This is a genomic window from Streptomyces sp. NPDC002958, assembly GCF_055563255.1.
Genome location: NZ_JBVHDS010000017.1, coordinates 9,072 through 24,172, shown reverse-complemented (window position 1 = coordinate 24,172; position 15,101 = coordinate 9,072). Strand labels below are relative to the sequence as shown.

The following is a 15,101-nucleotide window of genomic DNA, read 5'->3' as shown; positions in this document are numbered from 1 at the left end:
AGGCGTCGCAGTGCGCCGACGCCGCCCGCCTGAACAACGGCCGTCCGTTCGCGTTGAGTTCTACCGACGCGCGAGCGAGCCCCGGACGAACGCCGCCTGGCCGGCGTGTTGCAGGTCGTCCGAGATGACGCTGATCAGACGGACCCCGAGGGTGACCGGCGGCAACCATGCCTCGTCGACGATGCGGTTCAGAGCCCTGCCGTCGAGTCCCTGGATGAAACCGAGGGTCTGTTCATGAACGGCGTCGTAGTAGCCGAGCAGCAGTTCGGGCGAGCCCACCTGCACTGCTGCGACGTCCGCGGTGCTGTGTCCGTACCCGGTGGCGTCCTTCGCGAAGGGCAGGTCGAAGCGGGACGCCCAGTCCTTGGTGAACCAGACCTGCTCGATACCTGCCGCATCCGAGACGTGGTCGTCCTGGATCCGGGTGAGGTGCCACACGAGCCAGGCAATCGTGTTCGCTCCGTCGTCGAGACGAGCATGGAGGTCGGCATGTGAAAGGCCCTCGACCGCCGAGTGGACCGTCTCCTGAACGCGAGTAAACGCATCCGTCAAAAGGTCAGCGCTGTTCATGCCACCACCCTGTCCGCTCTCACACTCCTCCCCCGCCATCGACACGCGCCGCACGCAACGCGGCCTCCGGTCACCGGTCACCGACCGTGACGCACAGGGCATTTCAGCGCCCGTACAGGGTGAAGGCATCGTCGGGCATCGGGCCGTTCCGGACCCGCGATCGCGTTCAGATCGGCGGGCCTCGGGCGCCGTGGCCGGAGCCGTTCCGAGGTGGTCGGCGCCCGAGTGCACCGCCCACGCGAAGACGCCGATGGTCACGGCCCCGACCACCACGGAGTCGTACGGGGCCGGCAGGTGACCTGACCCGCCGGGCCTCCTCCGCGCTCCCGGCGAGCGCGATCGTGCCCGACACGACCGCGTAGGGCTCTGCGGACCGGGACGAGGGGCGCAACTCCCGGCGGCAGCGCTCAGGGGCCCGCGACGGCTGTGCTCCCGCAGCGTCGGGGTGCGCGGCCGACACATTCGGCCGCCACCCGGCGTCCACTACTCCATGGGGTAGATGTCCCCGCTCGCCATGCCGCTGACCTGGTCGCTCTCCGCTTCGATCCTGCGGGCCTTGTCCTTCAGGCGTTGGCGTTCCTTGGGGTCGGTGGTGCGCTCGGCCGCGTCCTTGAGGTCCTTCGCCTTGGCGCGCATCTGCCTTACACGACCGCGGTATTCTTCTGATTCGCTCATGATCACTCCTTGGATCTGTGGGGCGGAGCGGGCCCACCACGGAACCAGGTTCGTCAGCTCCCCGGCTCCCTGGGGGCAGCGCACCCTGACGCTCACCCGCCGTCACGTCCGACGCGACAGAGGGTCACCCGTCGGTCGGCGTCCCGGGCGGCCGACGCCGCTCGGACGCGGTTTCCCACCTCCAGAGTAGTCAGGCTACGGCTGACGTGGACCTTCTCCTGCGCCCGACGCCCCGCCCACGCCCCGGCCCCGCATGGTGAGCGATCCACCGCCGCCCGTCCGAGACTCGGCCGGCCCGTCAGCCTCGGGACCGGTGCCAGGGACACCGGTAGGCGCCCGCGCCGGGCGGCAGAACGCATCCAAGGGCTGCGTGCCGGCGCATAAGCGATTGCCATGCGGCTGCAAGAGAGTCCTCAAGTTTCTTTCTTTCACTATGGCCAGGACATACGGCGACGACAGTAATCGCTTACATTCACGAGGCATTACGGGCGGAGATGGCAACGTCCGAATCGCTCACGACCGTGCGGCTCCACGCGGCCGGGGCCGCCCCGTCCTGCCCCCCGCATCGCCCCCGCACCAGCAATGTCGACTTCTGTCGACCGCGGAGCAACCTCCGGCACGCGACTGCCGTCTTGATCCACAGCAAGGCGGTTCACCGCAAGCGACAAGCAACGTCCGATCCCCACGAGCACCCGGGTCCGGCCACCAAATAACTATGCACTGAATGTATACACAAAGTGCATAGCCGCTCTGCCGCCGACCCGGTTGCGCGCGAAAGGCACCCATGCACAGCAAGGCACTGGCGCCCGAGTACCAAGGCGCCCTCACCAAGATGTCGGTGAACTCCTCCCTCACAGATGTACTGGCAGAGGGAGTACGTCACTTGAGGGAGGCCGAGCTCACCGGCTCGCAGCAGGAAGTGGCACGGTGCGGGCTCGCGGTGGCCGAGGCGCATCGCAGGCTCGGCCACGTGGAAGAAGCCGATCAGGCATGGAAGGCCAGTTACCGGGCCGCTCGCTCGGCCGGTGACCTGGGGGCGATGGCCTGGGGACTGTGGAGCGGCGGGACGCTCGCCCGGCAGCGCGGTGAACTCAGGCTCGCGTTCCGGCTGTTGGGGCTCGCTGCCGACATGGGAAAGCGCGGTGGGGACATCGTCGCCCGTGGCTACTCCCTCGCCGGCCTTGCGGAGACCGGGCGAATACAGGGCGACTACGAGACCGTCGCGGTTCTGCACGAACAGTTGCTCGCCGAGGCGCGCGCACGCGGCGAGGCACGCCACACCGTATGGGCCCTGGAGGGCATCGCGCAGATCCACCGCAACACCGGATCATTCGACACGGCCCTCGCCATGTTCGAGGAAGCCGCCGAGCTGGCCGGGAACGCGGACGACCGGCGTGGCAGGGCGTGGGCCCTGCGCGGCATGGCCGACATCATTTCCCTGCGGGACGGCGATCCGGAGCGTGCCCTGGCCCTGCTTACGGAGGCCGAACTCACCTGCCGTGAGATGAAGTTGTCCAGCGCGCTCGCGTACAACCACAAGATGCGCGCCAACGTGCTGTTTCGCGCCCGCCGTTACGAGGAGGCGCGCCGGATCTACGAAGAAGCGCTCGCCGAGTTCCGTGCCATGAACGAACCCCGGGGCGAAGCACTGGCCCGTCTCGGCCTCGTCAAGTCGCTCGCCCGACTCGGCCGCGACCGGAACGAGACCGCCGCCGATCTGGACGAGTTGCGCCGCACTCTCAGCCGGATCGGCCTGCTCAACGCCCGGGACATGGTGGACAAGGCGTACGCCGAACTCGGCGTGACACCGGTCGGTGGCGAGACGGACGAGGAGAGCGGACGCCGATGACACCCCCGCCCGTCACCCAGCAGGCCACGGCACCGCAGATTCTCGCCCGCTGCCGCGACCTCGTACGCCCGGCGCTCGCACAGGCCGTGCAGCGTCTGCACCCGTGGCACGCGGAGATGGCCGCCTTCTCCCTCGGGTGGGGCACGGTGGACGGCAGCCCCGTCCCGGGCTCACAAGGCAAAGGCGTACGCCAGGCCCTCACGCTGCTCGGCGCCGAGGCGGCCGGCGCGCCCGCGGAGGATGCCGTTGTCGGCGCGGTCGCCGTCGAGCTGATCCACGTCTTCTCGCTCCTCCACGACGACATCATGGACGGCGACGAGACCCGCAGACAGCGCGCCACCGTCTGGAAGGCGTACGGGACCGGACCCGCGATCCTCGCGGGGGACGCGCTCTTCGCACTGGCGGTGCGGACTCTGGCCGATTCGCCCGGTGCGCACAGTGCGGCAGCGGTTCGGCATCTCGCCGAAACACTGACCGACCTGGTGCGCGGTCAGGCAGAGGACCTGCTCTTCGAGTCCCGGCCGTGGACCGGGCCCGAAGCGGTGCAACCGCACGAGTACCGGTGGATGGCCGAGCACAAGACCGGTGCGCTGCTCGGCTGCGCGGCGGGCCTGGGTGGGGTGCTCGCCGGAGCCCCGGCCACGACCGTGGACGCCCTCGCCGGGGCCGGTCGGCACCTCGGGATGGCATTCCAGGCCGTGGACGATCTCCTGGGGATCTGGGGAGATCCGGAGGTCACAGGCAAGCCCGTGCACAACGATCTGCGCAGGCTGAAGAAGACGTACCCCGTCCTCGCGGCCCTGGCCACGGACCACCCCGCCGCACGGCGCCTCGCCACGCTTCTCGGTGCCCGAAGCCCGCTCGACGGCACCACTGCCCGGCGGGCCGCCGACCTCGTCGAAGAAGCCGGTGGGCGCTCCGCGACACTGGCCGAAGCCCACCAGCACCTGGACAGCGCTCGCCGCGGTCTGGATGGCGTTCCGCTGGCCCCGGCTGCATTGGGCGACATCCTCGCGCTGCTGCCGTTCTTCGTCGACCGCACCATGTGAACCGACACAGGCCCCGACCGTGCCACCACCCCCGTTGAGGTGCTGGCCGCCCTGGCCCCGAGCCAGACCGAGGTGATGGAGACCATCCGCACGAAGGCATTCGTCATCAAACTTCGCCCCATGCCGGTGCGTCCGCAGCGCCGCTTGCTGGCTCCCGGACGATGGCAGGACGGCAGGACGGCACCGACCGGGTCGGCCACGCCACGCAACCCCACCGTCCGGGGCGTCCTGAATCGGGGCCACACGTACGGTAAGGCCTGGGGTCGGCTCAGCCAAGCCCTTCGTAAACGAACGGGGTCGAGCGCGCGGTCTCGGGGCGGCCGCTCCAGCAGAGGCCGATCGGGGCTCCCGGTTCCAGGCGTTCGGGGTTGAAGGCGAGGAAACGGTAGTGGGTGGAGTCCACCTCGGCGACCTCGACCACGAGCGTGGTGCCGACTTGCAGGGCCGGGCCGAGTGCACGAGCCGGGATGGGAGCGTCGGTCTCCACCAGGAATTCCACCACGTCCCCGCCCTCGGGCAGCACCGAGCGGAAGTTGCGGAACTGAGGCGGCTCGTAGCGGATCAACCGGGTGTCGATCGACAGCACATCGGGGAGCTCGTGGCGTGCTCGCGGCGCTGGAGGTTCGAGCTCGCCAGGGTCGTTCGTCATCTGATGATGCTCCTTCAGAGCGGCTTGACCAGCTGGAGGTCGTCGAAGGCCAGGGCACGGCTTCCTCGGCGGTTGTACTCGATAAGGACAGCCTCGATCCGATCGAGCTGGATGTCCGGGTTCGCGGCCCGGAAGCACTCGGGGCGGAACCGCAGGGTCTTGAGCATGGTCTTGACCACGTCGGGGCGGTCGAACGGGCGGGGCACACCGCCCACGGAGTCGGAATCAACCCATGCCGTGGCACCTTCGCTGTCCTCGAGCCCCAGCCGGAACCCGGTGGCGTCCGGCGGCAGCTGCCCCTTGGCGACTTCAGCGGCGCGCAGCCAGAGCTCGACACCGCTGAAGTCCAAGGACCGTACGGATGAGCGGAAGATCCCGCCGGTCTCCTTCGGCTCCATAACCATGCCGACACTCAGCCCGAAGAAGGACTGGTTGAAGGCAGTGGGCACTTGGTCGAACGGAAACTCGTCGGAGACCATGCCTCCGGACTGCGCGGTCGGCAGACCGAGTGAGTTGGTGCCGATGCCGTTGCCGTCCTCGTGGTCGTCGATGGTGGGGGAACCTTCGTATGCGAAGGACTGCTGGACGAGGGAGGTGAGGACTCCGGTCGGCCGTTGCTGCCCGTCGAGGAAGACGTGCGTGCCGTGGCCGAGCAGCCGGGAGCGGAAGAAAGCCGTCCCGTAGACGTCGAGGACGCGTTCGTGCTCGCCTCGGGAGACCACGGTCGTCACCCCTTCATCGAAGAGCCACTGGCGGTTGAAGAAATTGTGGTTGGTGCTGTGCACGTACTGCTGGGACTTGTACGGGCTCGGTTTGGCGCGGTCGTAGAACTGTGCCCCGTTGTTGTCGACTACATCGCCGTCCGAGGCAGGAAGGATCGTCATGAAGGCGTAGTCGTCCGGCTCGATCGTGGGCATGCCGGCCCAGTAGCGGAAGTTGGTCGGTGCCAGCGCGAGCACGGCCAGGATGGTGACTCCGATCGGGGGGAGGACGGTCGGGAGGGTGACCACAGCGTCCCCGCCGCGGGAGTGACCCATCAGGCCCAGGCGGGCGAAGTCGATCCGTTCGAAGAAGCGGGACCCCGCATCCGCGTCGAGGGTCTGGAAGTGGCGGATGGTGTCGATGACCAGGTCGGCCCGGGCCTCGATGTTACCGACCCCGGACGATCCGCCGTTGAGCGCGTTGCAGTCGACCGAGACGGCGATGATCCCCATCTGGGCGAGGCTGTCCTGGAAGTAGTCGTAGCCGAGATAGCTGGGATCGGCCGGGTCGTGGTTGCCGTGGGCGAGCACCACGATCGGCACCCGTCCCGTCCCGGCCAGCCGTGCGTTGAACGGCTGGCCCGGACCGTCGTCCTCCGCCGGGTAGCGGACGCTTCCGTGGACGGGGCCGTCGGAGTACTCGTCGGAACCGACTGGGAACAGGTCGAGCGCCGATGGATCGTGGGTGAACGGCGGGTCCACGCAGGCCACCGTCACTTGGAGCCCGAGGCGGGCGGGGCAGGCCGGCGGCAGCGACTGGGTGACCACGATGGTGTCCCCGACCGCGACCGGCTGGCTGAGTTGGACACGGGGAGCACTGCCGAGTCCGACCTGGACACCATTGCGGTAGACCCTGATCTGGGCGCCTGGTACGGAGCTCGTGATGGAGACGCTCCGGTCGCCGCCCTGGAGCGGGCCGACGCCGGGGGCCGGCAGCGCGGAGCACGGCTGGATCGTGACGTCTCCGGGCGGGCTCGGTGGGCTGGAGTCACAGAGTCGCTGAGTCGCGGTGACCGTCTCTCCGGCCGTGAACGGTGTGCCGAACGAGACGACCAGGGCGCCGCCCCAGCATCGGTAGGTGCCGGCCGGCGCCCCGTTGCGGGTGAGCGAGACCCGGGCGCCGTTGGCGATACCGGTGATGCGCAGTTGCTCACTGCCCTCGTAACCCGGATCGATCGCCGGGGTCGGCAGAGGGGTGGGGCCGGGCTGGACGAGATGATCGACCGAGGGCGGACTCTTGTCACCGCAGAGGTCGAAATGTGCGCGGACATGCTGGCCCAGGACGTACGGCGGGTCGATGTTCACGCCCTGCTGGGGCGCGGCGGAGCCGTCGACGCGGCCGACCTCGGCCCCGTCCGCGGTGATCCAGACGTTTCCGCCCCCGAGCAGATTGGCCACGCCGGTGCGAACTCCGCACTCGAGTGGCGGAGCGGGGTTGATCTGCGGCCGAGGAGGCCCGGCCGGGAATTCCTTTGTGTGATCGAGAACGGTCGACGGCTGACTCCAGTCGCTCTCCAGGCCGCCCAGGCGTTGCCGGGCACGCGCGATCTGCCCGGCCACCAACGGTGCGGGAAGCGGGAGCGTCGCCCCGACCGGCTCGGGGAAGCCGACCTGCTGGGTGACCACGACGGTCCCGTCGACCTCGATGTCGATCTCCGCATGGGGGAGGAAGTCGAACACCGTGACGGCGGTGGCGCACTGGTACAGCTCGACCAGTCGTGGCGGCGAGAGCAGCTCGGGATTGTCCTCCAGCTTCAGCTGGCTGATGTCCACCACTTGTCGACCCATGAACACCCCTCACACATCCTCACGGTGAGTATCAGAACATCACACTACGTGATGTAATCGTGGGTGGCGAGCGGGGGGAACGTCGGAGGCGCGGCCGCCGGACCGCAGCGCGCCTCTCGATGGCCGCCGCCGACAAGGGCGAACCGTCTCGGTGGGCCATGCCGCCATCCGCGCGACTTGCGCCCCGCGAGGAATATTCAGGCCGGGTTTGCTCCAGTCATGAGCAAAGGACACGGAATCGGCCAACCAGATGGAGAGCATGGTCATGACTGGGACACCCACCCCACACCGGAATTCCTCCGGGGCCTTACCCGACTGTGCCAGCGAGCCGATCGCCGGGATCCTGGCCGAATTCGTGGGTGAGCGCATGGGGAGCCGGATCGCCCAGGGGCAGGATCCGGTCCTGCGACCGGTCTTCGTCAAGTATCACGGTGCGGCCCGTGGCGTTCTCACCGTCGACCCCGATCTGCCGGTGGACCTCCGTGTCGGCTTCCTCAAGGCCGCTCAGGAACAGAAAGGCGGCCTGACCGCCTGGGTCCGCCTCTCCAGCGACACCCTGCCGGATCTCACGGGATTCCGCCGCACCATCGGCATGGGCATCAAGCTCTTCGGGGTCCCTGGAGCCAAGCTGCTGGAGGACGAGGGCCAGACGGACACGCAGGACCTCGTGGTCCAGAACCACGACGTCTTCTTCGTCGACACCGCACGGGACATGTGCGAGTTCCAGCAGGATCCCGTCGCTTACCAGGATGCCCACCCGCTCACTCGCCGCATTCTCCAGGAGATGCGAAAGCCCGAGGAAAGCACGCTGAAGGCCACGTACTGGGGTGTGCTGCCGTACGCGTTCGGATCCGACCGCTACGTGAAGTACAAGCTCGTGCCCGTCGGCTGCGCGCCGGGGGACCCGCACGCGGCGCCGCCGGAAGAGGATCCCTCGTTCCTGCGTGGGGACCTGCGGCACCGTCTGTCCGCCGGTGAGGCCGCCTTCGACCTGATGGTCCAATTCCGTACGGACCCGGACCGGATGCCTTTGGACCTCGCCACCGTGCGCTGGGAGGAGACTCAGAGCGCGCCCGTCCGCGTGGCGAGGCTGACCCTGCATCGACAGGACATCTTGGCGCGCGGCCAGGACGTCTACGGCGACAACCTCGCCTACAACCCCTGGCACAGCCTGCCCGAACACCGGCCGATCGGCAGCGTCGCCGAGGCGCGCAGGATCGTGTACCGGGCGTCGGCGGCACGGCGGCGCGACGCCAACGGCATTCCAGCGACCGAACCCGGTCCCGCCCGGCCGGCGTCTGTCGAACCGCACGGGCGGGACACCCGGATCGTACGGGCCGCCGTCCATCCTGCGATCGGAGTGGCACGGGTCGGTGACAGCTCCGACGAGTTCTTCTTCGCCCCCGAGGTCGACGATCCTCCGCCGTTGCCCACCGGCACCTACAAGGACGCGACGGGAGCCCTCAAGCGTCAGGCCGCACGCTTTCGTGTCTATGGCTACAACGCAGCGGGTGAACCGGTAGCCGAACTGACGGCGGATAACGCCGACCTTCGCTGGACTGTGCATGTGGCCAACAAGAAAGCCGCCTGGTACCAGTTCCAACTGGCCCTGGACATCCCCGAGGCGGCCCAGGCAGCGCAGGGTTCCCTGCGCAACGCCATGGTTTCCGATGCGGAACGCGGCAAGCTGGTCATCGACCCCGGTTCGAGGTCGATCCGTGGCCGGAACCGGGCAGGGCAACCGGAGCACCGGTTCGACACGGGCTCATTCCTGGGGAAGCGCGTCTACCTGGGTGAGCTGCGCACCGACGGCGCCGGCCGGCTGATCTTCCTCGGGGGGCGCGGTGTCTCTGCCTCCAAGGACAATAGCCAGGCCACGAATTTCGCCAACAACGACGGCTGGCACGACGACATCTCCGACGGACCGGTGACCGCACAGGTCCGCATCGACGGCCGGGCCGTACCGGTCGATCCGGCCTGGGTGGTGGTGGCGCCGCCGAACTTCGCACCGGAGATCAAGTCCGTGCGCACGATATACGACCTGATGCGCGACACCTTCGTGACCGTGGGCATGCTGCCCGCCCCCCAGCGCGTCTCGTTCAGCCGCGACGTACTGCCCATCCTGCGGCGCCTGTGCGACCTGCAATGGGTCAACCGTGGAATCGCGGCCCAGTTCGGATACGGCGGACGCGAACACCTCCTGGCTCCCGACCGGCTCGCCAGGCTCGCCGACCCCGGACCACGCCACAAAGAGCTGCGCCATCAGATCTGGGCCATGATGCGGGATTTCGACCGCGACGGTATGTCCCCCGTGCCGTGGCCACCGCTCTACGGCGATGCGATGAGCGTGCGCCCCACGTCCCCGCGGCAACATCTGACGCTGTCTGCGTTGCAGTACGCGTTACTGGCCCGCTGGGCGGACGGAGCCTTCGACGCCGACTACGATCCCGCGGCAGTGGCGCCCTCCAGGCTGGAGGACGTTCCGTTCGCGGAACGCCCCCAGACTCTCGACCGGGCCGCCCTTTCCTTCTGTCTGGCCGATGCCTTCCATCCCGGCTGTGAACTCTCCTGGCCCATGCGCCACTCCACCATGTACTCCGCTCCGTTCCGGCTGCGGCATCGCGATCCCACCCGGTCCGAGCGGGAGTACGGCAGTGCGCTCACCCCCCAGACGGCACTTTCGGTCGACGGTCCGCTGTACGCGCAGGGGCCGGGCGATCTGACCCGCTGGATGGCCGTGCCCTGGCAGACGGACACGGCCCGTTGCCGATCCGGGTACTACCTGGGCTTCGGCCCACGGTACGACCCGTATCTCCCCACCTTCTGGCCGGCGCGGGTACCCAATCATGTCCTGACAGAGGAGGACTACGACAAGGCCGTCGACCCCGACCTCACCCCCGAGGAACGTCAGACCGCTTTCGAGCACCGGGCCGTCTGGGACCGGTGGCTGCCCAGCGACCGCATCGAGCAGATGAACGCCATGGTCAAGGACTTCGGCAAACTCGGCCTCGTCGAACGGCGCGCAGGACCCAGCGCCGATCCGGACCTGCCCGTGAGGATGCTGGTGGAGTCCGAGGTGGGCTTCCACCCCGATCAGCCCCCGCCCGCTCTGCGGAATCTGCGGTGCCTGCACGTGCCGGAGGCCGCCGACCCCGAGATGAGCGACGCCGCCGTGGCCATCGCCCTCACCCACACGGACCTGCCCGACGAGGAGGTGATGGCGGGCTACTTCGAGAAGGTCGTACGCTTCCCGGACGCACCGTGACCGCGGTGATCGAGCGCGTCGAGGCGATCGTGGCGGGAGGCGGTCCGGCAGGCGCCGTAGCGGCCCTGGTACTGGCTCGGGCGGGCCGGCGCGTCCTCCTTCTCGACAGGTGTACGGGCGAGTCGGCGACGTCCGCGTTCAAGGTCGGGGAGACCCTGCCGCCCGCGGCCCGGCCGTTGCTGCACGATCTGGGCCTGTGGCCCGCCTTCGCCACCGACGCCCACCTCCGATGCACGGGCACGTGCGCGTCCTGGGGGTCGGAGACGCTTCACAGCCGAAGTCCCCTCTACGACCCGCACGGACACGGCTGGCACCTCGACCGGAGCCGGTTCGACACGTTCCTGCGCGACGCCGCGGTCGCCGCGGGCGCCCAACTGCGACAGGCCGACGTCGTGTCGCAAAACGTCACCGCCGCCGGAGAGCGGCGCCTGTTGATCCGTGAACAGGGCTGTCAGAAAGAGGTGTCCTGCGACTGGGTCGTGGACGCCACCGGACGCCGTGCGGTGATCGGTCGCCGCCTGGCCCATCGCAGCAGACAGGACCGGCTGGTGTCCGTGTTCGCCCTGCTCAGCCGTCGTCTGCCCGGCCATGGCACCGACGACACGGAGCTCAGGACGCTTGTCGAGGCGGCCCCCCAGGGCTGGTGGTACACCGCCAGGGTGCCTGCCGGGCGGGTGGTCGCCCATCTGACCGATGTCGATCTCGCCCACACCGCTCTGCGCACCGCCGAGGGTTTCCTCGGCGAAGTCGCACTCACGCGGCACATCCGCGCCCGCATCGACGGCTACGACCCAGCCCACGCCCCGCCCCCGCGCTGGACCGCCGCGCACGGACTGCGGCTGTCCCCACCATCGGGCCCTGGATGGCTGGCCACCGGTGACGCCGTCATCGCCTTCGACCCGCTCTCTTCCCAGGGCATCCTCACGGCCCTGCACACAGGGGTCCACGCCGGCGCAACGGTTGACCGGTGCCTGGCCGGCGAAACGGAATCCCTCGCTGCCTACGGCGCGTTCCTGGACCGCATTGCGAACGCCTACCAGCACCATCACATCGAGGCTTATCGCCAGGAACAGCGCTGGCGGAGGCACTCCTTCTGGCGCCGCCGACAGCGCTCAGCATGAGGGGCGACGCGTTGCGGCGCGGACCCGTCCAGGTCCTGTTGCGGGGCCGTCGCCTGAAGAGATGGCAGCGCCGTCACCACAGCAGCCACGCCAGGATCCGCTGCCTCGGCAAGCAGGCCATGGCCACTCTCAAGGGCCGGCACCTCCTGCGGAAGCTCCGCTGCAGCACCAACCGGATCGACGACGTAGTGAAGGCCGCCCGCGTCCTTCATCCATCACGCATCAAGGTGAGGTTGGAAAAGGCTCACTGTCTGGAGTCACCAGCGGGCGACGAGCGTCTCGTCCTTACCCCGGTTGCGGTAAAGCCAGGTGGTCCCCGGCGCGACATCCCCGGCCAGATAGCCGACGATGAGCTCCCTCTGCGTTGCGCTGTCCAGCTCGCCGAGCAGCTTCAAGGCATCAGGCAGGGGAAAAAAAGGCGGCTTGTTTGATGTCGTCGTCCTCCGGCGCGACGTCTCCCGACCACTCGTCGATCTCGAAGGCAGCGGCCAACGCGGAAGGGGTACTGCTCGGAGTGGATGCAGCCGTCGGGCTCGTGGACCAAAACGCCGAAGCCGTGGCCGAGGAACCGAACCTGCGCACCTTCCAGCGGACGCTAGGTGTCTTTCTGGAATTCCCGGTCGAGCTGGTTGACGTTGACCGTAGTGGAGATGGTGTCCAGGCGGCCGGACCCGTTGGAGTCCTGGTAGGCGTACGAGCGTTTGGCGTTGACGCCGGTTCCGACGTAGTCGGGGCCATAGTTGCGTCCTACGAGGCGGCTGTAGGCGTCGTAGGCGGTGCTGTTCACGTAGACGGCGTTGCCGAGCGTGCCGGTGAGTCGGTCGGGCTGCCCAAAAGCGTTGTAGGAGGTCGTGACGGTCTCCGCGGCCAATCCGCCTGCCTGCGGGTAGGTGGTGGTGATGATGTGGTCGGCGGCGTCGTACGTCTGCTGGGTGGTGTAGCTGCCGGCGAGGCCGTTGACGTTGGCAGGGACGGTGATGGTGCTGCTCAGTGGCCGGCCGCGGGTGTCGAAGCCGTTGACCTTGGATGTGTAGGCGTTGCCGTCGGCATCGCGGCTGGTAGTCGCGGTGACTTGGCCGAGCCCATTGGCGACGTCCGGGTCGTCGTACGTCCAGGCGGCCAGTTCATCGCTGCCGCTGGACACTGAGGTCTGGCGTCCGAGATTGTCATAGGAGTGCGTGACGACGGTCTTCCCGCCGTTGCTGGTCGTCGTCTCGACCTGGCCATTGTCGTCGTATGTGGTGCTGGACTCCGCCGAGTCGGGGTCGTCCGTCGTGAGGCGCTGGCCGGCCCAGTCGTAGGTGTAGAGGGTGTTGTTCCCTCGGGCGTCGGTGATCTTCGTCAGTTCACTCTTGCCGCTGTACTGGTACTGCGTGGTGAACAGCGAGGCGCCGTCGTGCTCGACAACCTTCTCCACCTGCCCGTAGACATCGGTGTAAGTGTCTATGTCCCCTCGGTTGACCTGGGTGACGGTGGTGTAGTCGCCGTGGTAGGCGGCCCATGTCCGGTTGTTGGACTGGAGCGTGGATGTGGTTCCGTCTCCGACGCGCAGCCCGGATTGCACGGTGCGCCCGGCCCAGTCGACGGTGAGTTCTGTGTAGGACGGCAGGTCTTCGATCTTGGGAGAGATCGGCCCATCGAGTCCGGCGATCCCGGCGCTGCGGAAGGCAGCCGAGGCTCCGACGGTGTTGCCCGCGCTGTCGTAGCGCGTGACGTCGGCGGCCGGGAGAAGAGACCCCTGCCCCGGTGGACGGGGTCCTGCCCAGGATGGGGCGCAGCCGCTCCGCGTCAACGGGACGTCGTGCGCCGCATGGACGGTGAGATGTCCAGCCGCCCGCCCGCGGTGTCGAGCCCCTGGACCTTCAGCAGCCGGTGCGCCTCCGCGAACCCGGGCACGACCGATTGGGCCGAAGGGTTGACCAGCGCTCCTTGCGTGATCGACGGCGCGGATTTGGCCAGCCGGGCGCGATGCCCTGATCGCCTAGAATCGGCGGATGGCGAAGTATTTCGACGTGCACCCCGAGAATCCTCAGCAGCGCACCATCCGCACCGTGGCCGACAGCATCCGATCCGGCGCGCTCGTCGCGTACCCGACGGACTCCTGTTACGCATTGGGATGTCAGCTGGGCAGTCGAGAGGGCATCAGCCGGATCCGGTCGATCCGGAACCTCGACGACCGTCACCATTTCACCCTTGTGTGCCAGAACTTCGCGCAGCTGGGTCAGTTCGTGCACATCGACAACGATGTATTCCGGGCGATCAAGGCAGCGACGCCCGGCAGTTACACCTTCATCCTCCCCGCGACGAAGGATGTGCCGCGTCAGCTGCTGCACCCGAAGAAGAAGACAGTCGGAGTCCGGATCCCCGACCATGTCGTCGCTCAGGCTCTGCTCGCCGACCTGGGTGAGCCGCTGCTCTCCAGCACCTTGCTCCTGCCCGACGAGGACGAGCCGCTGACACAGGGCTGGGAGATCAAGGAGCGGCTCGACCATGTGGTGGACGCCGTGGTCGACTCCGGCGACTGCGGCACCGATCCGACGACGGTCATCGACTTCTCCGGTGGCGAACTCGAGATCGTACGCCGAGGGGCGGGCGACACCGCGCGGTTCGAATAGCCCCGCCGCCGACGTCACCATGTGTCGGGCAGGGGCGTGTGTCCAGGGGGCGATGCTCCGGCCCGGGGCGTTGCCCGGTGCGGCATCTGATGGGCGGGATCCACCTCGGTACGCCGGTGGCTCAGCTCCGGGGTGCCTGCGGCGCGATCGCGAGAACGGGGTTGCGGCAGCGCCGGGCGGGGCGGACGGTCCGGGCTCCGCAAGGCTCCTTGGTGGGCGATGCACTCCGTGAGCAGGCGGTTGAAGACCGCGGGCCGCGCCGCCGCCAAGTTCTTCAGCATGGCGATGGCGCGTGTGACGGACATCAGGGCTTCTTCCCTCCGGCCCATCTCGTCCTGCCGGACCGCGCAGTTGCTCAGGGACAGTGCGAGGTCAGGGAGAAAGGCGTCCGGATGCGCCGTCGCCAGGCGCTCTCGGATCTCCACCGCACGGCTGATCGCCGCGAGGGATTCCGCGTTCCGGCCCAGCTCCGCCAGGCGGTTGGACTGGTTGTTCAACGAGACCGCGAGGCTGGGCAGGAACACGTCGGGACGCGCCGCCGCCAGTTCCTCACGAATCTCCACCGCACGCATACTCGCCGCCAACGCCTCCTCCCGCCGCCCCAGCTCAGCAAGATCCGCCGACAAATTGTTCAGCGACACCGCGAAATCCGGCAGAAACACCTCGGGACGCGCCGCCGCCAGTTCCTCACGAATCTCCACCGCACGCATACTCGCCGCCAACGCCTCCTCCCGCCGCCCCAGCTCAGCAAGATCCGCC

General features: G+C 68.5%; 12 protein-coding genes. 5 read left to right on the top strand and 7 right to left on the bottom strand.

Going from position 1 to position 15,101, the window contains the following annotated elements; translation table 11 throughout:
* Positions 1 to 60 precede the first annotated feature (60 nt).
* Positions 61 to 570, bottom strand: coding sequence for a mycothiol transferase (locus ACZ3IC_RS24780; RefSeq protein WP_467419300.1), 510 nt, complete (start codon positions 568 to 570; stop codon positions 61 to 63).
* A gap of 483 nt (positions 571 to 1,053) precedes the next feature.
* Complete coding sequence (locus ACZ3IC_RS24775; protein ID WP_382903895.1) at positions 1,054 to 1,245, bottom strand: DUF6381 family protein; 192 nt, start codon at positions 1,243 to 1,245, stop codon at positions 1,054 to 1,056.
* A gap of 784 nt (positions 1,246 to 2,029) precedes the next feature.
* Here ACZ3IC_RS24775 and ACZ3IC_RS24770 point away from each other — a divergent pair.
* Positions 2,030 to 3,094, top strand: a complete 1,065-nt coding sequence (locus ACZ3IC_RS24770) for a tetratricopeptide repeat protein (RefSeq protein WP_467419298.1) — start codon at positions 2,030 to 2,032, stop codon at positions 3,092 to 3,094.
* Positions 3,091 to 4,143, top strand: a complete 1,053-nt coding sequence (locus ACZ3IC_RS24765) for a polyprenyl synthetase family protein (RefSeq protein WP_467419296.1) — start codon at positions 3,091 to 3,093, stop codon at positions 4,141 to 4,143. Before ACZ3IC_RS24770 ends, ACZ3IC_RS24765 begins: the two co-directional genes overlap by 4 nt.
* Positions 4,144 to 4,411: 268 nt before the next feature.
* Here ACZ3IC_RS24765 and ACZ3IC_RS24760 read toward each other — a convergent pair whose 3' ends face one another.
* Together ACZ3IC_RS24760 and ACZ3IC_RS24755 are read right to left on the bottom strand one after the other, a co-directional pair.
* The gene (locus tag ACZ3IC_RS24760) at positions 4,412 to 4,792 is read right to left on the bottom strand and encodes a hypothetical protein (RefSeq protein ID WP_467419295.1); all 381 of its coding nucleotides are present in this window, start codon (positions 4,790 to 4,792) and stop codon (positions 4,412 to 4,414) included.
* A gap of 14 nt (positions 4,793 to 4,806) precedes the next feature.
* Positions 4,807 to 7,341 carry an alpha/beta hydrolase gene (locus tag ACZ3IC_RS24755; protein ID WP_467419293.1) on the bottom strand — a complete coding sequence of 845 codons (2,535 nt, stop codon included), beginning with the start codon at positions 7,339 to 7,341 and terminating at the stop codon, positions 4,807 to 4,809.
* Positions 7,342 to 7,606: 265 nt separating this feature from the next.
* Between ACZ3IC_RS24755 and ACZ3IC_RS24750 the strand changes: the two genes are divergently transcribed.
* Entirely contained in the window at positions 7,607 to 10,606 is a 3,000-nt protein-coding gene (locus ACZ3IC_RS24750) for a LodA/GoxA family CTQ-dependent oxidase (protein ID WP_467419290.1), read from the top strand.
* 5 nt (positions 10,607 to 10,611) lie between these two features.
* Positions 10,612 to 11,727 carry an NAD(P)/FAD-dependent oxidoreductase gene (locus ACZ3IC_RS24745; protein WP_467419289.1) on the top strand — a complete coding sequence of 372 codons (1,116 nt, stop codon included), beginning with the start codon at positions 10,612 to 10,614 and terminating at the stop codon, positions 11,725 to 11,727.
* Between the two features lie 257 nt (positions 11,728 to 11,984).
* Here the strand turns inward: ACZ3IC_RS24745 and ACZ3IC_RS24740 are convergent, their stop codons facing one another.
* Both ACZ3IC_RS24740 and ACZ3IC_RS24735 read right to left on the bottom strand, forming a co-directional pair.
* Complete coding sequence (locus ACZ3IC_RS24740) at positions 11,985 to 12,122, bottom strand: hypothetical protein (RefSeq protein ID WP_467419286.1); 138 nt, start codon at positions 12,120 to 12,122, stop codon at positions 11,985 to 11,987.
* 200 nt (positions 12,123 to 12,322) lie between these two features.
* Positions 12,323 to 13,519 (bottom strand): hypothetical protein, encoded by a 1,197-nt coding sequence (locus ACZ3IC_RS24735; protein ID WP_467419284.1) that lies wholly within the window; start codon positions 13,517 to 13,519, stop codon positions 12,323 to 12,325.
* A gap of 202 nt (positions 13,520 to 13,721) precedes the next feature.
* Between ACZ3IC_RS24735 and ACZ3IC_RS24730 the strand changes: the two genes are divergently transcribed.
* A complete protein-coding gene (locus ACZ3IC_RS24730; protein WP_467419283.1) occupies positions 13,722 to 14,342 on the top strand; it encodes an L-threonylcarbamoyladenylate synthase in 621 nt (206 codons plus the stop codon).
* Between the two features lie 14 nt (positions 14,343 to 14,356).
* Here the strand turns inward: ACZ3IC_RS24730 and ACZ3IC_RS24725 are convergent.
* Positions 14,357 to 15,101, bottom strand: a 745-nt coding sequence (locus ACZ3IC_RS24725; RefSeq protein WP_467419281.1) for a tetratricopeptide repeat protein, incomplete at its 5' end; no start/stop codon positions are given.